Genomic DNA, 18,265 nt, shown 5'->3' on the forward strand with positions numbered 1-18,265 from the left:
CCCCCACCACCTCCACCGTCTCCACTGCCTCCCCCGAACTCCCCTTCCACGGACCACACATGATGGTCGGTCAGATGGGTGATCCGGCCGGCCGCGACATGTGCCGCCAGCCCGGCCCGCAGCTTCTTCCAGGTGCCCCAGGCGTGGTGCAGGGCCTGCGGCCTGCGTGCCTTCAGCGCCGTCGCGGGCTGCCGGTAGAACTGCCCGCCGGCCTGCGCGCCGGCGTCGAGCAGTACGACCCGTACACCCCGGTCGGCCGCCGTCAGCGCGGCGGAGAGACCGGCCGGCCCGGCGCCGACCACCGCGAGGGCAGCCCTACCCGAGTTCGTCATGGCCGGTGCCCTCCTGGGTGCGGATCGCGTCTCCGGGCGTGACCGGGACAAGGCAAGCCCGTTGGTTGGGGCGGTCGTTGACGACGACAAGGCAGTCGAAGCAGACCCCGATACCGCAGAAGACCCCGCGCGGCGCACCGCTGCCCCGGGTGCCGCGCCAGGAGGTGATACCGGCCGACCAGAGCACGGCGGCGACCGTCTGACCGGGCAGCGCGTCGATCTCGTCGCCGTCGAGGGTGACGGTGAACGGAGGTCCGGGCCGGGCCCCGGCCAACTCCACCGGAGTCACTCTCCTCACCGACTCTCCCCGATCCATCCGCCCAGTACCCCCAGAGTTCCCTTCACGTTCCTCACCGCTCCTCCCCCGCCCCCGTGAACCTGTCCGGGCGGAACGGCGTCAGATCGAGGTCGGGTGGCCCACCCGTCAACGACTGTGCGATCAGGTGCCCGGTGCCGACGGCGAGCCCGATGCCCGCCCCCTCGTGACCGCACGCGTGATAGAGCCCGGGGACCCGGGGATCGGCCCCGATGGCGGGCAGGTGGTCCGGCAGATAGGGGCGGAAGCCCAGGTAGGCGCGCATCGCGTGGACCGTGCCGAGGAACGGGAAGAGAGCCGTCGCCTGGGCGGCCAGTCGGCGTACGACGGGAAGGGAGAAGGTCCGGTCGAAACCGACCCGTTCGCGGCTGGCGCCGATCAGCACCGGGCCCGCGGCCGTGCTCTCGACGACCGCCGAGGACTGGAGTCCGGCGTCGCCGCTGGCCACATCGGCGACGTAGTCGGCGGCGTAGACCTTGTGCCGGACGGTGCCGGGCGGCAGCGGTTCGGTGACCAGGACGAAGCCGCGCCGTGGCAGCACGGGCAGGTGGACCCCGGCCAGCGCGGCGACCTCGCCGCCCCAGGTGCCGGCCGCGTTGACGACGACCGGGGCGTGGACGTCGCCGTACCCCGTCGTCCGTACGCCGCGCACGGAGCCGTCGGGCGCGCGCAGGATGTCCGTGACGGCCGAGCCGGTGCGCAGTTCGGCGCCGGCGCGCCGGGCGGCGCGGACGACCTGGGCGGCGGCGAGGGAGGGCATGACCTGGCAGTCCTGCGGGTACCGGACGCCGCCCGCGAGGCCGGGGGCCAGGTGCGGTTCCAGGTCCGTGAGCCGGTCGGCGTCGACCACCTGGGCCTCGACGCCCGCCGCCCGCTGTCCGGCGGCGAAGCCGGTCAGCGCGGCCATGCCCTCGGCGTCGGAGGCGACGACGATCCCGCCCTTCGCCTCGAACTCGACGGCGCCGCCGATGCCCGGCTCGGCGGCGAGGTCGTGCCAGAGGCGGCCGGAGAGCAGCGCGAGGTCCAGCTCGGGCCCCGGCTCCTTGTCGGAGACGAGCAGATTGCCCTCACCGGCGCCGGTGGTGCCGCCGGCCACCGGTCCCCGGTCGAGAACCAGGGTCACGAGGCCCGCCCGAGCGAGATACAGGGCACAGGCGGCGCCCACCATTCCGGCACCGACGACCACGACATCGCAGGTCAGTCGCTTGCTCACGTCAGTACAATGTCACATGTTCCCACGCTCGCCAAGGGTGCCCGGGCTCAACCCGCCGCCGCCCGCAGCCGCCGCGCAGCAGCAGCCACAGCCACAGCCACAGCCACAGCCACCAGAGTGGCTCACTGATAGGCGGGTACGGCCCAGGTCGCCTTGTAGCGGCGGTCTTCGGGAGAGGACGAGGCGAAGGACTGCGCGCCGCTGGTGGGCACGAAGCGGACCGTCGGCGTCTCCCAGGTGTTGCTGCCCGGCTTCGTCTGGGTCTCCGGGCAGCCTCCCGCGCAGGTGGTGAGGGTCCGGCCGCTGACAGGGTCGTTCCCGACGCTCTTGACGAGGGTGCGCTGGGTGATCTGGGACCGGTTCGGGTAGTCCGTGCACCAGCGGTTCTCGGCGCCGGTGACGTACTGCGGCAGGGGCCAGGTGCCTTGCGAGTCGGTGTAGCAGTCGGCTCTGCCGCTCTTGGAGAACTGGACGACACCGCCGTTGGCGCCGACCCACAGCCGGTCGGTGTTCCCGAAGACCGGGGTCAGGTCATGGCCGTACGCCGGCTTCGCGCCCGCCTGCTGGGGCAGGGGCCAGGAGCCGCCCGGTTCGAGCCGGCCGCCGATGTAGTCGTAGCGCTTCAGCAGTTCGCTGCCGACGGCCCACAGGGAGGTGGTGCCGGGGTCGTACAGGACCTCGTGCGCGCCCGCCAGGGGGAGCGCCTGCGCCGGCGTACCGCTCCAACTGCCCGGCTTGCCCTGTGCCTTGGAGTAGACGGCGAGTCCGCCCGCGACACCCGAGTCCAGTTCCCGGGTGGCGAACGTGGCGACGACCGTGCCGTCGGGCAGCATCTCGACACCGTGCAGGTCGTTCGGGTCGCCCACGTTGACCGCCCAGCGGTAACCGGCGAGCGACGGGTACGGGATCACGCCGATGAAGCCGCTCGGGCCGTCGCCGGTGACCAGGACCTGTCCGCCGTGGGTACCGCCGGGGCGCAGCTTGTGCGAGGTGCCGCCGGCCCAGTCGCCACCCTTCAACGTCGGGTCCAGGACGGAGTGTTCGGCGTCCGGGAGCCAACGCTGGTACGGGCCCGTGGCGGGCCAGGTGCCCGGGGCGGCGGAGTCGAGGAACTCCAGGGCCGGGCGCGCGGCCGGAGAGCCGCCCGGGTACGTCTGGCCGTACGCGTTGCCGGAGACGACCGGGGTGGCGCCGGCGTCGAACTCGACCTCCAGGGTGGGCGCGTTGTAGTCGGCGTCGCAGGCGTGGTCGGACGACAGGGGTTCCATGGAGCAGAAGTCCTTGTAGCCCTCGCCGGCGTCCTCCCGCGCGGAGAGCCTGAGCCCGTGGTTCGCCAGGGTGCCGTCGGCCCAGGACGTCACCCAGTCGGTGACGTCGATGCGCTGGATACCGTTGGAGGCGGCCGGGTCGGTGCGGTTGGGGATGTCCGGGCAGTTCGGGTGGCCGAGGCCGAACCAGGCGCCCTTGCCCGCGCCTACGGAGGGCTGGTTCGCCCAGGTGACGGTGGCCGCACGCCACGCCTGGGTCACCGGGTAGACGCCCATCCACGCCTTCGCGTCGCAGTCGGAGACGAAGGAGTTGTAGACCCGCAGGGTGGCCTTCGTGATCCGGACCCCGCGAAGCTTGGCAACGTCGAAGCTCAGGAAACTGCGGTACTTCGTGGTGCCGTTGTCGGGCGTGCCCACGTGCAGGACCTGGCGCTGCGAGTGGTCGGCGGTGTCGGTGTTCGTGATGTAGGTGTCCTGGAGGCGGGTGATGATGTTGCGGGGACCCGTCTGCGCCATAGGGGACACCGCCGCCGTCGACGTCGTTGGCGCTGTCGCTGCCGCTGTCGCCGCGGTGGCGGTCGTCCTGTCACCGGGCGCGGCGCACAGGACGAGCAGCATCACCGTCATCGCCACCGCCAACCAGCCGACCGCGCCTCTCACTTGCCGTCCCAGTCGCCTGCGACGGGGATCATGCCGTCGGCACCGAAGACGAAGTCGCTGTCGGCGACGTTGTTGGTGTTCTGGTTGTTGACGTAGAAGCGGTGATTGCTCTCACGCCAGACCGCGACGGTGTCCTTGCCGTCACCGTCGAAGTCACCGACAACCGGCTTGTCACCCGTACTGCCATAGCCGAACTCGTACGTGTTCATACCGGCGTTGGGGGTGTTGCGGAGATACACCATGTGGGTGGTGGGGTTGTACATACCGATGCCGTCGGTGCCATTACCGTCCCAGTCGCCGGCAAGAGGCGTCATCCCGTCTGCGCCATAGACAAACACCTTGTCGGCAGGTCCCGAAGTGTTGGAGTTTCGGAGATAGAAAGTGTGGTTGGAAGGACGCCACACACCAATGGTGTCCGTGCCATTCCCGTCCCAGTCACCGACCACAGGAAGGTCACCGGCACTCCCGAAACTCACCTCGTAGTGATTGCCCCCGGAATTAGGGGTGTTACGCAGATAGAAGGTGTGATTGGCAGGATTCCACATGCCCACCCCATCGGACCCCTGACCATCCCAATCACCCGTGAGGGGAGTCATAGCGTCGGCACCGAAGACGAAATCCAGGTCATTCGGACCGGCGTTGGGAGTGTTACGGAGGTGGAAGAAGTGGTTGGAGGGATCCCACACACCCACACCGTCCTGCGAAGTCGGAGGGTACGGGTCGTTCTTGTCGGCACCGAGGTTGGCCTGCGGCCCGCACACCGGCCACTGGCCCTGGCCGGCCGCCTTCAGGACCTTCTCGGCGGTGAGTATCTGCTCCTTCTTGGTGGCCTGGTGCGGGTAGGCGGCATACGTGGTGCCGCCGTACGCCTGCCAGGTTGGGAGCGAGAACTGGAGCCCGCCGTAGTAGCCGTTGCCGGTGTTGATGGACCAGTTGCCGCCGCTCTCGCACTCGGCGACCTTGTCCCAGGTCGCGACGGAGGCCGCCGAGGCCTCACCGGTGGCCAGTACCGACGCGCCGAAGAGTGCCGCTGCGGCAAGGACGAGCGCGGTGGTGCGGCGCCCGGCGCGGCGGGTGGTGTCGCGGTCGGTGGCAGGACGGACGAAGGACAAGGGAACCCCTGGGGTGATGTGCAGGCCGAAGTTCGGCTCGGGTGACGGGAGTTGGCGGCAGCAGCGCGGAGGCGCGGCGAGGCGCGCGGGACGGCGGCGCCGTTCACGGGAACGGCGCCGCCGCATGGGTCACGCCTCCCAGTCGCCTGCGACGGGGATCATTCCGTCGGCACCGAAGACGAAGTCGCTGTCGGCGACGTTGTTGGTGTTCTGGTTGTTGACGTAGAAGCGGTGATTGCTCTCACGCCAGACCGCGACGGTGTCCTTGCCGTCACCGTCGTAGTCACCGACCACGGGCTTGTCGCCCGTGCTGCCGTATCCGAACTCATAGGTGTTGCCACCGGCATTGGGGGTGTTGCGGAGATACACCATGTGGGTGGTGGGGTTGTACATACCGATACCGTCGCCGCCGTTGCCGTCCCAGTCACCGGCGAGAGGCGTCATACCGTCGCCACCGAACACGAAGACCTTGTCAGCAGGCCCGGGAGTGTTGGAATTCCGGAGATAGAAAGTGTGGTTCGAAGGACGCCAGACACCTATGGTGTCCGTGCCATTGCCATCCCAGTCACCGACCACAGGAAGGTCACCGGCACTCCCGAAACTCACCTCGTAGTGATTACCCCCGGCATTGGGCGTGTTACGGAGATAGAAGGTGTGGTTGGCGGGATTCCACATGCCCACCCCATCAGACCCCTGACCGTCCCAGTTACCCGTGAGAGGCGTCATACCGTCCGCGCCGAAAACGAAATCCTTGTCGTTCGGCCCGGCGTTGGGAGTGTTACGGAGGTGGAAGAAGTGGTTGGAGGGTTCCCACATACCCACGCCTTCCTGGCCTGAGGTCGCCTTGTCGTAGCGCAGGCCCTTGTAGACGCTGGTCGGCCAGCCCGCCAGGGAGCTGGAGTTGAGGTTTCCGGTGTAGGTGTTGGTGACGACGCTCGGGTTCTGCTCGGCGAAGTACTTGAAGGTTCCGGCGGACTTGTCGATCCAGTTGCCGAAGAGGATGACGTGCTGCTCGGTGTAGTTGAGGGCGTCGCCCGGCAGCAGACTCGTCTTGCTGACCTCGGTGGAGATGCTCGGCAGCGTCCAGGTGCTGTAGCTGCTGTCCGCGTGCCAGGCCATGGACACGTAACCGGAGCAGTCCATACGGTAGGGGCGGCCCTGCGGGTCGGGGTATTCAGTCGTCTTGCTGTACGGGACCTGCTCGTCGACCCAGTTCTGGGCACGGGAGAGGATCTCGGCCCGGCTGATCGCGCCGCCGACCGACGAGGCGGCCTGGGCGGTCGGCGCGGTGACGGCCAGCGTGGAGACGGTGAGCCCGGCGGCCAGCAGGAAGGTAGTGGTGCGGGCTGTGCGGGTACGCGTTCGAGACATGGCTGTGCTCCTGAAGTGGCTGGAGTGGTGGGCGGAGGGTGATTCCGCGGTGATGCGAGGAAAGGCGGTCAGGCCGCTGGTTCACTCGGGCCTGTAGGCCAGTCGGGCGCCCGTGGGCCAGTCGGGCCAGTGGGTCAGTCGGCCCGTGGGTCAGTCGGCCAGTTGTGCACCGAGGGTGCGCAGTACTGCCGCGTCACCTCGGACGTCGTAGGACGGAGCGGCCTTGGCGGCCCATTCGTCGAAGTGGAGGAGGGCCAGGACCCGGCCGTGCCGCACGGCGTACACGTGGTTGGTCTGGTCACCGGGGGCCGAGAACCCCTGTACGCCGGTCCAACTCCGCGTCCAGGCAGTGCCGTCGGCGGCACCGGCGGTGCCGGCGGTACGGCGGACCACGGCGTCCTGGGAGAGCCCGTACCGCTTCTGCAGGGCGCGGCTCTCGGCGGCGCAGTCCTTCATGGCGCCGACGACCCCGCGGTAGGCGGCGCGGGCCGCGGCCTCGTCGGGGAAGGACAGGGTGTCCTGGACGGCCGGTGTCTTTCGGGCGCTGATGAAGCCCTGCTGCTGCCAGGCGAGGGCGCCGGGCACGGAGACGCACTCGTTGAGGCCGAAGTCCTGGTGGAGGGGTTGCGTCACGGGGTCGGAGATGGGCCGCCAGCGCATCTCGTCATGGTCGGGCAGCGCGGTGGCGGCGAGTTGGGTGCCGGTGAGCGGAGCGGTGGCGGCCGTCGCCCCGGTCAGGTCCGTGGCCAACCTGTCCGCGCTCGATTTCCGCTTCGGCTTCGGCTCGGAGGACCGATGGGCCGGCGGCGGCGACGGAGCCGGGGAGGTGGCGGCGGAGGACTCCGGAGAAGCGGTGGACTCCGGGGCGACGGTGGCCGGGGTGCGCGGGGCCGTGGCCTCAGCCCGCAGGGTGTCCTGTTTCGGCCCGGACGCGGCGGGGTCGGGGCCGGTCGCGAAGGCACCGTTCTGGATGCCGGCGAAGGCGGCGCAGACCGCGGCGACGGTCAGCAGCCCGGAGCCCGCGAGAACGGCGCGACTCCGCCGACGACGCGCCGGTGAAGGAGCCGGTGACGGCGAGGACGGCATGGGCATGACAGCACTCCGGTCGGTGACAGGTGAGTACGGCTCACAGGCGGGCGGCGGTATGGCGCCGACCGGAGCGGAGCTGTCCGCCCCGGTCACCACCTGATCGAGAATGCCGATCCACGACCGATCCGTGTTGTCATTCCATTCACACCTGGTTCGCAATGCGTCTACATTCGGCAAACCCCCCAGTCCGCAACTGACAGCGCCGGCCTGCCCCCTGGAACACGGACGCGCCCCGGAGCCCGCTGCGGACTCTCCCTCGGTCTCTCCGCCGGCCCGGACGGCAGCAGCGCCTGGAGCCGGTGCTCCCTCGGTGAGATCCCGTACGCGGAACGGAAGGCCCGGGTGAAGTCGGAGGCCCGGGCGAAGCCCCAGCGGGCGGCGACCGTCTTGATCGCGGTCCCGCGCAGGGAGCGGTCCTCCAGGTCATGGCGGGCGTTCTCCAGCCGCAGCCCGCGGATCCACGCCGCGACGGTGACATCCGGCGACTGCTCCCGGAAGATCCGGTGCAGATAGCTGAGCGAGATGTGATGCGCTTCGGCGATCGCGGACGGCGTCAGCTCGGGATCGTGCAGGTTCTGCCGTATGAACGCCCGTATGCGCAACGCCAGGGCCTGTTGGCGCGACTCCTGCGGCAGACACCGCTCCGTGTTCAACGCCTGTGCGAAACAGACCGAGATCAGATCGAGTACGACCGTCCCCAGCCGGGCCGCGTCGGCAGGCCGTACGGTGTCCGGCCGCCGCCCCAGTCCGACGAGCAGCTCCGCCAGCAGAGCACCGGCCCCGTCGCGCCCCGACAGGCCCCGGCCCACCAGGGTGCGCATCTCGTTCGGCGGCAGCGGGAGCAGCGCCCTGGCGAAGTCCACGCCGATGCCCCTGACGGCCCGGCGCTCGTGGTCGTCCGTCGGCCGGACGTCATAGGGCGCTGAACTGTCGCCCAGATGCAGGTCGTACGAGCCGACGGCGCCGTACCGCCCGCCGTGGTCGATCGCCAGCTCCCCGTCCAGCAGCAGCGTCAGGTGGTACATCTCCGGGTCGCTCTGACGCACCATCTTCGCGGTCCGCCGGTAGCGGGTCGGCAGGAATGCCGACGGCCACACCACGACCGGGCCCAACTCCATCAGCCGGTGTTCGGCCCAGAAGTCGGCGGAATGGGCGCTGATGATGTCACTGGTGCGGGTCAGCCGGATCAGGTCGCGCCAGTAGTCGAATCTGTCTTCCCTGGGCACGTCCTCGGTCCGGAACAAGGCGCAGGTCACGTCTTTCTCCCCCCATATCCCCCGTTGCACATTCCCGACATCCTTACATGTGGGGGTCATGCCAACCTGCTGTGGGGTGGAGGGCCGAGTGCCCTCGGATCAGGGGCAGTTCCTCTGACGAACACGCCACCGCCGGCCGCTGACACCGCGGCATGACTGCGGGGGCCGGCCGGCGCCCAGGTGGCACCGGCCGGCCCCCGTCGGTTCCGGCACGGGTCTCGGGGACCACAGGGACCGCGGACCTCACACCTCCGTGAGGACGACCTCCTGGATCTGCTCCGAGCGGACGGTCGGCAGCGGGATGAAGCCCGAGCGGCGGAACTCGACCACGCTGGTCTTCACCCGGACCGGGCCGGGCTCGTAGGCGCCCGGCTCGGTGGCCTTGGTGTTCGACCACTGGTGCCAGGAACCGTCACAGCTCGCGGCGACGCTGTCCATGCCGTACCAGACGTTCTCGCCGTGCTCGATCGAGGCCGCGACGCGGACGGAGTCGCCGGTGCTGAGGCAGCGGTAGCTGCCGGAGAGCGTGAGCTCGCCGTCGTGGGTGATGGTGCCGGATTCGACCGTCACCTGGTCGAAGCCCTCGTCGGCGGCCTGGGCCGACGTCGCGGCCTGGGCCACGGCGAGCAGCACGGCACCGGCGGCGACAGCGGCGGCCCGGGTGAGGGACGGGAAGGAAACAGACATGGGGAAACCTCCTTGGGGGGACTCAACAGGTACTGGCCCCGCGCGCCCGCGCGCGTGATCATCACCCCTCCGGCGGCGAGTCGTGCGCGCCGTCTGCCCCGCTTTTCGGATTTCGGACCTTTCCGAATGTCAGCGTGGTGTCACAGGACGTCCGGGTGCTGTCACGCTTCCCCGCCACCACTTGGCGCCGCGCCCCGGCAGGGGCATCGTCGGAAGTGGCAAGGAAACGGCAAGGAAGCAGCACCCCGAGCAAGCAGCGAAGCAAGCAGCGAAGCAGACCGTCGCAGCTCATCCGAGCACCAGCATCCGATCCCGGAGGCACATCATGTGTTCACACCAGCCCCCGTGCCCCTCGGCCGACCGTCCCGACCGCGACGCCGCGCACATCGTCGCCTTCCACCCCGAGCAGGGCTGGAACCTCCTGTGCAACGGCGCGATCGTCTTCGACGACACCGGCGAGCTGCTCCCCGACGGCAGCGTGATCACCCCGCACCGGCTGATGACCGCCGCCTGATCGACCCTCTCCGACCTTCCCCGGCCCTCCCCGGCTCGTTACGGCAGCAGGGCGAAGCCGTCGAGTTCGACCAGGGCCTGTTCGTCCCAGAGCCGGACGATCCCGACGACCGCCATCGCCGGATAGTCGCGTCCCGCCAACTGCTTCCAGATGGCGCCGAGTTGACGGGCATGGGCGCGGTAGTCGGCGACGTCCGTCGCGTACACGGTGACCCGGGCGAGGTCCGCGGGCGTGCCGCCGGCCGCGCGCAGGGCGGCGAGCAGGTTCCCGAGGGCACGCTCGAACTGCTCGGGCAGGGTGTCCCCCACGATCTTCCCGTCGGCGTCGAGCGCGGTCTGACCCGCGAGGAACACCAGCCGGGAACCGGTGGCGACGACGGCGTGCGAGAAGCCCGCGGGCGGCGCGAGACCGGCCGGATTGACGCGTTCGACACTCATCCGGCCTCCGCCCCCGCCCGCTCCCCGTCGTCCAGACCTCTGTACAACTCCTTCGCGATGACCGTCCGTTGGACCTCGCTCGCCCCCTCGTAGATGCGCGGTGCCCGCACCTCCCGATAGAGGTGTTCGAGGAGATGGCCGCGCCGCAGGGCCCGCGCGCCGTGCAGTTGGACGGCCGTGTCGACGACGTACTGCGCGGTCTCGGTGGCCAGCAGCTTCGCCATCGCCGCGCGTTTCGGGACACCCTGGGCGCCTTCGTCGTACGCCGCCGCTGCCGCGTAGACCATCAGCCGGGCCGCCTCCGTGCGCAGGGCCATCTCCGCGACCTGGTGGGCGACGGCCTGGAGGTCCTTCAACTTGCCGCCGAACGCGTCCCGTTGGCCGGTGTGGGCGAGAGTCGCGTCCAGCGCCGCCTGGGCCATGCCGACCGCGAACGCGCCGACGCTCGGCCGGAACAGGTTCAACGTGTCCATGGCGACCCGGAATCCACGGTCGGGTTCGCCGATGACGTCGTCCGAGGTGACCGGTACGGCGTCGAGGGCGAGGGCGCCGATGGGGTGCGGGGAGAGCATGTCGAGGGCGCCGCCGGTGAGGCCGGGCCGGTCGGCGGGGAGGAGGAACGCCGTGACTCCACGAGCCCCGGCGCCCGCTGTCGTACGGGCGAAGACGGTGTAGAAGTCGGCCTCCGGGGCGTTGGAGATCCAGCACTTCTCGCCGGTGAGGCGCCAGCCGGAGGGGCCGTCGGGGGTGGCCGTGAGGGACAGGGCCGCCGCGTCGGAGCCCGCGCCCGGCTCGCTCAGCGCGAACGCGGCCACCGCGCTGCCCTCACCCACCCGGGGCAGCCAGCGTGCCCGCTGGGCGGGGGTGCCGTGGGCGTGGACCGGGTGGGCGCCGAGGCCCTGGAGGGCGAGAGCGGTCTCCGCCTCGGTACACGAATGGGCCAGGGACTCCCGCATCAGGCACAGGTCGAGCGCGCCGGAGGTGAACAGCCGGGAGAGCAGGCCCAGTTGCCCGAGTTCGGCGACGAGGGGACGGTTGACGCGGCCCGGCTCGCCCTTCTCGGCGAGCGGGCGCAGCCGGTCGGCGGCCAGTGTGCGCAGCTCGGCACACCAGGCGGCCTGCGCCGGTTCGAGCGAGAATGCGGGCATCGCCGGTCCTCCCTCCGAGGCCGCCGGTCGCGGCCCCTCCCCGACGATATCGCGCACAGTTGACTGCCGTCACCGACACGATACGCTCGATTCGCGAGCCCACCATCACGCCCATCACGGCAAGGGGGGAACCGCCATGGACCCCATGCAGCGCACGCAGCCCATGAATCCCGTGCGGCCCGTGCAGCCTGTACACCCCGTCCAGCCAGGACAGCCAGGACAGCCCGGGTACGGCCGGATTCCCGAGGAGCGCGCCGCCCCCGCCCGGCAATCCCCCTCGGCCGTCCGGCGGGCCGCCTCGGCCCACGTCGACACCTTCACGCGCGACCATCTGCCGCCCCCGGACCAGTGGCCCGAGCTGCGCCTCGACCTGCCCGAGCTGCGCTACCCCGAACGGCTGAACTGCGCGGCCGAACTGCTGCGCGGCCCCGGCCCCGGCCCCGGACGCCCGGCGTTCCGTACCGCCACCGGTGAGGTGTGGACGTACGGCGAGCTGCGCACCCGTGTCGACCGGGTCGCGCATGTCCTGACCCGGGACCTCGGGGTCGTACCCGGCAACCGTGTTCTCCTGCGCGGCCCCACCACGCCGTGGCTCGCGGCCTGCTGGCTGGCGGTGCTGAAGGCGGGCGCGGTCGCGGTCACCGTGCTGGCCCAGCAGCGTCCGCACGAACTGCGCACGATCTGCGAGATCGCCCGGGTGCGGCACGCCCTGTGCGACATCCGGGCCCTCGACGACCTCGCCGGGGCGGAGATTCCGGGGCTGCGGATCACGACGTACGGCGGCGCCGGCCCCGACGACCTGCTGAACCGTCCGGTGCCCGACACCCCGTACCCCGCCGTGGACACCGCGGCCGACGACGTGGCGCTGATCGCGTTCACGTCCGGCACCACCGGCCGCCCGAAAGGGTGCATGCACTTCCACCGGGATCTGCTCGCCGTCGCCGACACCTTCTCGCGGCATGTGCTGAAACCGCACGCGGACGACGTGTTCGCGGGCAGTCCGCCGCTCGGCTTCACCTTCGGGCTCGGCGGTCTGGTGGTCTTCCCGCTGCGGGCCGGGGCCAGCGCCCTCCTCCTCGAACAGGCGGGCCCCGGGCAACTGCTGCCGGCCATCGCCGAGCACCGCGTCTCGGTGCTGTTCACCGCGCCGACGGCGTACCGCGCGATGCTCGACGAGCTGGACGCGTACGACACCGGCTCGCTGCGCCGCTGTGTCTCGGCGGGCGAGAACCTGCCCGAGGCCACCTGGCGGGCCTGGCACGAGCGCACCGGGCTGCGGCTGATCAACGGCATCGGCGCGACCGAACTGCTGCACATCTTCATCTCGGCCGCCGACGACGACATCAGGCCCGGTACGACCGGGATGCCGGTGCCGGGGTGGCACGCGCGCGTGCAGGACGAGAACGGCGAGCCGGTGCCGGACGGCACGCCCGGGCTGCTCGCGGTGCGCGGTCCGGTCGGGTGCCGGTATCTCGCCGATCCGCGCCAGGACGCGTACGTCCGCGGCGGCTGGAACATCACCGGGGACACGTACGTCCGGGAGGGCGACGGCTACTTCCGGTACGTGGCACGGGCCGACGACATGATCATCTCGTCCGGGTACAACATCGCGGGCCCCGAGGTCGAGGAGGCCCTGCTGCGCCATCCGGACGTCGTGGAGACGGCCGTGATCGGGCGGGACGACGAGGCACGCGGGCAGGTCGTGGTCGCGTACACCGTGCTCAGGGAGGGCGTACGACGGGACGCGGAGGCGCTGCGCGCGTTCGTCAAGCGGGAGCTGGCACCGTACAAGTGTCCGCGCGAGATCGTCTTCCTCGACGCCCTGCCCCGCACGGCGACGGGCAAGCTCCAGCGCTTCCGCCTGCGCACCGGCCCCACAGAAAGTGATCTTGACGGGAAATCGTCCACCGGGGGTAGTTGACCAGCAGAAATGGCGACAAGCAGTGATTCCGGCGGCCTAAAATGATCAACGTGTCCGAACAGCATGCCCCGCGGTCTCTCATCGTCACGCTCTACGGCGCGTACGGCCGTTTCATGCCCGGCCCGGTACCCGTCGCCGAGCTGATCCGGCTGCTCGCCGCGGTCGGCGTCGACGCGCCCTCCGTACGGTCGTCCGTGTCCCGTCTGAAACGGCGCGGCCTGCTGCTGCCGGCCCGTACGGCACAGGGCGCGGCCGGGTACGAACTCTCACCGGACGCCCGCCAGTTGCTTGACGACGGCGACCGGCGCGTGTACGCCGCCGCGCCGCCTCCGGAGGACGAGGGCTGGATCCTCGCCGTGTTCTCCGTCCCCGAGTCGGAGCGCCAGAAGCGCCATGTCCTCCGTTCCCGGCTGGCCGGACTCGGCTTCGGCACGGCGGCCCCGGGCGTGTGGGTGGCGCCGGCGCGCCTCTACGAGGAGACCCGCCACACCCTGGAGCGGCTGCGCCTCGGCCCGTACGTCGACCTCTTCCGGGGTGAGCACCTGGGCTTCGCGGCGACGGTCGAGGCGGTCTCCCGCTGGTGGGACCTGGCCGCGATCGCCAAGGAGCACGAGGTGTTCCTCGACCGCCACGCGCGCGTGCTGCACGACTGGGAGAAGCGCGCGGACACCCCGCCCGAGGAGGCGTACCGCGACTATCTGCTGGCCCTGGACTCCTGGCGCCACCTGCCGTACAACGACCCCGGTCTGCCCGTCCACCTGCTCCCGGCCGACTGGCCGGGCGTCCGCTCGGCGGCCGTCTTCCAGGGGCTGCACGCCCGCCTGCGGGACGCGGGAGCGACCTTCGCGGGGGTATGACTCCGGCCGCGCCTGTCCTCCACGGAAATCAACTTCCCAGTGTGAGGCGGGGTTTGGGGGCGTCCGTGCGTCCGGTGCGCGGGCGTCGGCTGCCCGCCCGGTACGGCGCCGGCCAGACGGCGCCCGGACCCTCGTAGCCCTGCTCGGCCGCCGCGTGCAGGGTCCAGTTCGGGTCGTAGAGATGGGGCCGGGCCAGCGCGCACAGGTCCGTACGGCCCGCGAGGATCAGGGAGTTGACGTCGTCCCAGGAGGAGATCGCGCCGACGGCGATCACCGGGGCGCCCGTCTCGTGGCGTATGCGGTCCGCGAACGGGGTCTGGTACGAACGGCCGTACTCCGGCCGCTCGTCGGCCACCACCTGGCCGGTCGACACATCGATCGCGTCGGCGCCGTGGGCGACGAAGGCGCGCGCGATCCCGACGGCGTCCTCGGCCGTCGTACCGCCGTCGGCCCAGTCGGTGGCCGAGATACGGACGGTCATGGGCCGGTCCTCGGGCCACACCTCCCGTACGGCGTCGAAGACTTCGAGGGGGAAACGGAGCCGGGCGGCGAGCGGGCCGCCGTACGCGTCCGTGCGGTGGTTGGTGAGCGGGGAGAGGAAACCGGAGAGCAAGTAGCCGTGGGCGCAGTGCAGTTCGAGGAGATCGAACTCCGCGCCGGCGGCCCGGCGCGCGGCTGCCGCGAACTGTTCGCGGATGGAGGTGAGTTGAGTGACCGTCAGTTCGTGCGGGGTCTGGCTGCCGGGTCCGTACGGGATCGGGGACGCGGCGACGAGCGGCCAGTTGCCCTCCTCCAGCGGCTCGTCGATACCCTCCCACATCAGCTTCGTCGAGCCCTTGCGGCCGGAGTGGCCGAGCTGGACGCCCAGTGCGGTGCCGGGGGCCTGGGAGTGCACGAAAGCGGCGACGCGCCGCCACGCCTCCCCCTGCCGGTCGTCGTAAAGACCGGCGCAGCCCGGGGTGATGCGCCCCTCGGCGCTGACGCACACCATCTCGGTCATGACCAGACCGGCGCCGCCCAGCGCTCGCGCGCCCAGATGGACGAGGTGGAGGTCACCGGGGACGCCGTCGGTGGCCGAGTACATGTCCATGGGGGACACGACGACACGGTTGCGGAGGGTCAGTCCGCGCAGCCGGAACGGCGTGAACATCGGGGGTGTGCCGGCCGGGCAGCCGAACTCCCGCTCCACGGCGGCGGTGAAGTGCGGGTCGCGCAGCCGCAGGTTGTCGTGGGTGACGCGGCGGCTGCGGGTGAGCAGGTTGAACGCGAACTGGCGGGGCGGCTGGTCGAGGTGGAGGGACAGGTTCTCGAACCACTCCAGACTGGCGCGGGCCGCCCGCTGGGTGGAGGCGACGACGGGCCGCCGCTCCTCCTCGTACGCCGCCAGCGCCTCGGGCAGGGTCGGCCGCTCCTCCAGACAGGCGGCGAGCGCGAGGGCGTCCTCGACGGCGAGCTTGGTGCCGGAGCCGATGGAGAAGTGGGCGGTGTGGGCGGCGTCCCCGAGGAGGACGACGTTGCCGTGCGACCAGCGGTCGTTGACGACCGTACGGAAGGTGGTCCACGCGGACTTGTTCGCGCGCAGCGGCCGTCCGCCGAGGGCGTCGGCGAAGATCTTGGCGCAGCGGTCGACGGACGCCGGTACGTCGATCTCGTCGAAGCCCGCCGCCCGCCACACCTCCTCCCGCATCTCGACGATCACGGTCGAGGCGTCGGCGGCGTACGGGTAGCCGTGGAGCTGCATCACGCCGTGCTCCGTCTCCGCGATCTCGAAACGGAAGGCGCCGAAGGCGAAGTCGGCGGCGAGCCAGAGGTAGCGGCAGCGGTGGGTGGTGAGCCTGGGCCGGAACTCCTGGGCGTACGCCTCGCGGGTGGCGCTGTGCACGCCGTCGGCGGCGATGACCAGGTCGTACGTCTGCGCGAGCCGGGCCGGGTGCGGCGCCTCGGTGCGGAATCGCAGTTCGACGCCGAGTGAGCGGCAGCGGGCGTGCAGGATCTCCAGGAGCCGGCGCCTGCCGAGGGCGGCGAAGCCGTGGCCGCCGGAGGTGTGGCGGGTGCCGCGGTGGACGATGTCGATGTCGTCCCAGCGGGTGAAGTGCCGTTGGAGGGCCTCGTAGACGACGGGGTCGGCGTGTTCTATGCCGCCGAGGGTCTCGTCGGAGAGGACGACTCCGAAGCCGAAGGTGTCGTCGGGGGCGTTGCGTTCCCAGAGGGTTATCTCCCGATCGGGGTGGAGGCGTTTGAGCAGGGCTGCGGCGTACAGGCCTGCGGGGCCGCCGCCGGTTATCGCGATGCGTTCGGGGTGGCTTGGTGCCGTTGGCGGGTGCGGCACCGTTGTGGCTGGTCGCGCAGTTCCCCGCGCCCCTGGGTCGGCTGTCCCCGAGGTGGGTTTGAAAGGGGAGGTCGGTTTCATCGGCCTTGCCACTTCGGGGGACGCTTCTCGGTGAACGCGGCGTGGAATTCCTTGTAGTCCTCGCCGGTCATCAGGAGGGCCTGGGTGGCGGCGTCCAGTTCCACCGCTGCCGCCAGCGGCATGTCCAGTTCGGCGGTGAGGAGCGCCTTTGTCTGGGCGTACGCCAGTGCCGGGCCGTCTGCCAGGCGGTGGGCGAGGGTCTGGGCGGCCTCGTCGGCGCGGCCCTCGTCGGCCAGTTCGCTGATCAGGCCGATGCGCTCGGCCTCGGACGCCCGCACCGGCTCACCCAGCATCAGCAGGCGGGTCGCGTGGCCGAGTCCGACGACCCGGGGCAGCAGGTAGGCGGCGCCCATGTCGCCGCCGGAGAGACCGACCCGGGTGAAGAGGAACGCGAAGCGGGAACTGGGGTCTGCGACGCGGAAGTCGGCGGCCAGGGCGAGGACGGCTCCGGCACCCGCCGCCACCCCGTGCACCGCCGCGATCACCGGGAACGGGCACTCCCGTACGGCCCGCACGACCTGGCCGGTCATCCGGTTGAAGTCGAGCAGTTGGGCGGTGTCCATGGCCAGGGTGGCGCCGATGATCTCGTCGACATCGCCGCCCGAGCAGAAGCCGCGGCCCGCTCCGGCCAGCACCAGTGCCCGTACGGACCGCTCCCGGGACAGCTCGGCGAGCAGGTCGCGCAGGTCGGCGTAGGCGCCGAAGGTGAGGGCGTTGAGTTTCTCGGGACGCGCGAGGGTGACGGTGGCGACCCCGGTGGGTGCGAGGTCGACGCGGAGGTGGTGCCAGGTGGAGGTGCGGGGGGTCGAGCCGGTGAAGGGACTCATGCGCGGCCTCTTCGTCACGGGGGGACGACTTCGATCGAATCGAATTTATCACCGATGTGTGACTGTCGTCATGAGTACGCGATACCGCCCGATGCGGCGGGACCTGTTTCCGTGATCCCGCCAGGTCACGGGGAATCAATAACGCGGTAACAGTGGGAGTGGTCGTGGGAGAGGCGACGTTGGTCTGGGTAGGCGGAACGGTGAGCGGGGACCGAGAGTCCCCGCGTGGTGCCTGACCAGCACCTGCCCCATGCCGGACCCATGCCCGACCAGTGTTTCCGCCGGACCTCGTCGTACGATGCTCATTGTTGAAAGCAGGACAACCTGCTCCATGAACGGAACCCCGCCGTGCAAGAACCTCCCGTCCCCGCCTCCTGGCGTATCGCCCTGCCGCACACCGCCGCGGCGGTGCCCGTCGCCCGCGCGCTGGTCCGTACGGCGCTGACCGAGCTGGAGCATGCGGCGGCGGACTGCGACACGGCGGAACTGCTCACCGCCGAGCTGGTGGCGAACGCCGTGGAGCACACGGCCGGGGACGCGCCGATAGAGCTTGTGGTGGAGCTGATGCCGACCAGTTGCCAGGTGGAGGTGCACGATCCCGATCCGGCGCCGCCGGGGAATCTGACCCGGCCCGTGCAGGAGGAGCCGGATCCCTGGCAGGAGCACGGCCGGGGCCTGCTGCTGATCCGTACGCTCAGCTCGTCCTGCGGCCACCGGGCCACGGACTCGGGCAAGGCGGTGTGGTTCCGCGTACCGGTCATCCCGGCCCAGTGGCGCCACGCGTAGCGTTTTCCGCCCCCGCCGCCCCTACCCATTCCCGTCCCGTACTCGGGGGCGCTGCCCCCGA

The 18,265-nt window shown here is 70.9% G+C and carries 17 protein-coding genes and 1 pseudogene; 5 read left to right on the forward strand and 13 right to left on the reverse strand.

What is annotated here, in order from left to right:
* From AOK08_RS33800 to AOK08_RS33830, 7 genes are all read right to left on the reverse strand, one after another.
* Window positions 1-332: NAD(P)-binding protein (locus AOK08_RS33800; RefSeq protein ID WP_157876906.1), on the reverse strand; the 332-nt coding region annotated here is incomplete at its 3' end.
* Window positions 316-621, reverse strand: coding sequence for a (2Fe-2S)-binding protein (locus AOK08_RS33805; RefSeq protein ID WP_198539474.1), 306 nt, complete (start codon window positions 619-621; stop codon window positions 316-318). The genes AOK08_RS33805 and AOK08_RS33800, both read right to left, overlap by 17 nt.
* 61 nt (window positions 622-682) lie before the next feature.
* Window positions 683-1,861, reverse strand: coding sequence for an NAD(P)/FAD-dependent oxidoreductase (locus AOK08_RS33810; RefSeq protein ID WP_055533113.1), 1,179 nt, complete (start codon window positions 1,859-1,861; stop codon window positions 683-685).
* Between the two features lie 122 nt (window positions 1,862-1,983).
* A complete protein-coding gene (locus tag AOK08_RS33815) occupies window positions 1,984-3,789 on the reverse strand; it encodes a DUF6528 family protein (protein ID WP_157876907.1) in 1,806 nt (601 codons plus the stop codon).
* Entirely contained in the window at window positions 3,786-5,027 is a 1,242-nt protein-coding gene (locus AOK08_RS48555) for a transglycosylase family protein (RefSeq protein WP_079054431.1), read from the reverse strand. The genes AOK08_RS33815 and AOK08_RS48555 overlap by 4 nt, the downstream gene beginning before the upstream one ends.
* 3 nt (window positions 5,028-5,030) lie before the next feature.
* Window positions 5,031-6,272 carry an NlpC/P60 family protein gene (locus tag AOK08_RS33825; RefSeq protein ID WP_055533116.1) on the reverse strand — a complete coding sequence of 414 codons (1,242 nt, stop codon included), beginning with the start codon at window positions 6,270-6,272 and terminating at the stop codon, window positions 5,031-5,033.
* A 150-nt stretch (window positions 6,273-6,422) separates the two neighbouring features.
* The gene (locus tag AOK08_RS33830) at window positions 6,423-7,022 is read right to left on the reverse strand and encodes a hypothetical protein (protein WP_107101116.1); all 600 of its coding nucleotides are present in this window, start codon (window positions 7,020-7,022) and stop codon (window positions 6,423-6,425) included.
* Here AOK08_RS33830 and AOK08_RS33835 point away from each other — a divergent pair.
* Window positions 7,015-7,461 (forward strand): hypothetical protein, encoded by a 447-nt coding sequence (locus AOK08_RS33835; protein ID WP_157876908.1) that lies wholly within the window; start codon window positions 7,015-7,017, stop codon window positions 7,459-7,461. The genes AOK08_RS33830 and AOK08_RS33835 overlap by 8 nt on opposite strands.
* Window positions 7,462-7,525: 64 nt before the next feature.
* Here the strand turns inward: AOK08_RS33835 and AOK08_RS33840 are convergent, their stop codons facing one another.
* Entirely contained in the window at window positions 7,526-8,617 is a 1,092-nt protein-coding gene (locus AOK08_RS33840; protein ID WP_063794187.1) for a helix-turn-helix domain-containing protein, read from the reverse strand.
* Window positions 8,618-8,860: 243 nt separating this feature from the next.
* Window positions 8,861-9,304: a DUF6299 family protein gene (locus AOK08_RS33845; RefSeq protein ID WP_055533118.1), complete on the reverse strand. Its 444-nt coding sequence runs from the start codon at window positions 9,302-9,304 to the stop codon at window positions 8,861-8,863.
* Window positions 9,305-9,629: 325 nt separating this feature from the next.
* Between AOK08_RS33845 and AOK08_RS33850 the strand changes: the two genes are divergently transcribed.
* On the forward strand, window positions 9,630-9,818 hold the full coding sequence (locus AOK08_RS33850; protein WP_055533119.1) for a DUF5999 family protein: 189 nt from the start codon (window positions 9,630-9,632) through the stop codon (window positions 9,816-9,818).
* A 38-nt stretch (window positions 9,819-9,856) separates the two neighbouring features.
* On the opposite strand, the gene AOK08_RS33855 is transcribed toward AOK08_RS33850, so the two are convergent.
* Both AOK08_RS33855 and AOK08_RS33860 read right to left on the reverse strand, forming a co-directional pair.
* Window positions 9,857-10,255, reverse strand: coding sequence for a RidA family protein (locus AOK08_RS33855; RefSeq protein WP_055533120.1), 399 nt, complete (start codon window positions 10,253-10,255; stop codon window positions 9,857-9,859).
* Window positions 10,252-11,403 (reverse strand): acyl-CoA dehydrogenase family protein, encoded by a 1,152-nt coding sequence (locus AOK08_RS33860; protein WP_055533121.1) that lies wholly within the window; start codon window positions 11,401-11,403, stop codon window positions 10,252-10,254. Before AOK08_RS33860 ends, AOK08_RS33855 begins: the two co-directional genes overlap by 4 nt.
* Before the next feature lie 238 nt (window positions 11,404-11,641).
* Here AOK08_RS33860 and AOK08_RS33865 point away from each other — a divergent pair, with 238 nt between their 5' ends.
* Both AOK08_RS33865 and AOK08_RS33870 read left to right on the forward strand, forming a co-directional pair.
* Window positions 11,642-13,324 carry an AMP-binding protein gene (locus tag AOK08_RS33865; RefSeq protein WP_055533133.1) on the forward strand — a complete coding sequence of 561 codons (1,683 nt, stop codon included), beginning with the start codon at window positions 11,642-11,644 and terminating at the stop codon, window positions 13,322-13,324.
* Between the two features lie 41 nt (window positions 13,325-13,365).
* Window positions 13,366-14,181: a PaaX family transcriptional regulator gene (locus AOK08_RS33870; protein WP_055533123.1), complete on the forward strand. Its 816-nt coding sequence runs from the start codon at window positions 13,366-13,368 to the stop codon at window positions 14,179-14,181.
* A 28-nt stretch (window positions 14,182-14,209) separates the two neighbouring features.
* Here the strand turns inward: AOK08_RS33870 and AOK08_RS33875 are convergent, their stop codons facing one another.
* Both AOK08_RS33875 and AOK08_RS33880 read right to left on the reverse strand, forming a co-directional pair.
* A complete protein-coding gene (locus AOK08_RS33875; protein WP_055533125.1) occupies window positions 14,210-16,591 on the reverse strand; it encodes a bifunctional salicylyl-CoA 5-hydroxylase/oxidoreductase in 2,382 nt (793 codons plus the stop codon).
* A complete protein-coding gene (locus AOK08_RS33880) occupies window positions 16,588-17,418 on the reverse strand; it encodes an enoyl-CoA hydratase family protein (protein ID WP_055533127.1) in 831 nt (276 codons plus the stop codon). Before AOK08_RS33880 ends, AOK08_RS33875 begins: the two co-directional genes overlap by 4 nt.
* A gap of 331 nt (window positions 17,419-17,749) precedes the next feature.
* Between AOK08_RS33880 and AOK08_RS33885 the strand changes: the two are divergent.
* A pseudogene (locus AOK08_RS33885) lies at window positions 17,750-18,204 on the forward strand (ATP-binding protein).
* Window positions 18,205-18,265 lie beyond the last annotated feature (61 nt).

The organism is Streptomyces graminilatus (genome assembly GCF_001418565.1).
GTDB classification, from domain to species: domain Bacteria; phylum Actinomycetota; class Actinomycetes; order Streptomycetales; family Streptomycetaceae; genus Streptomyces; species Streptomyces graminilatus.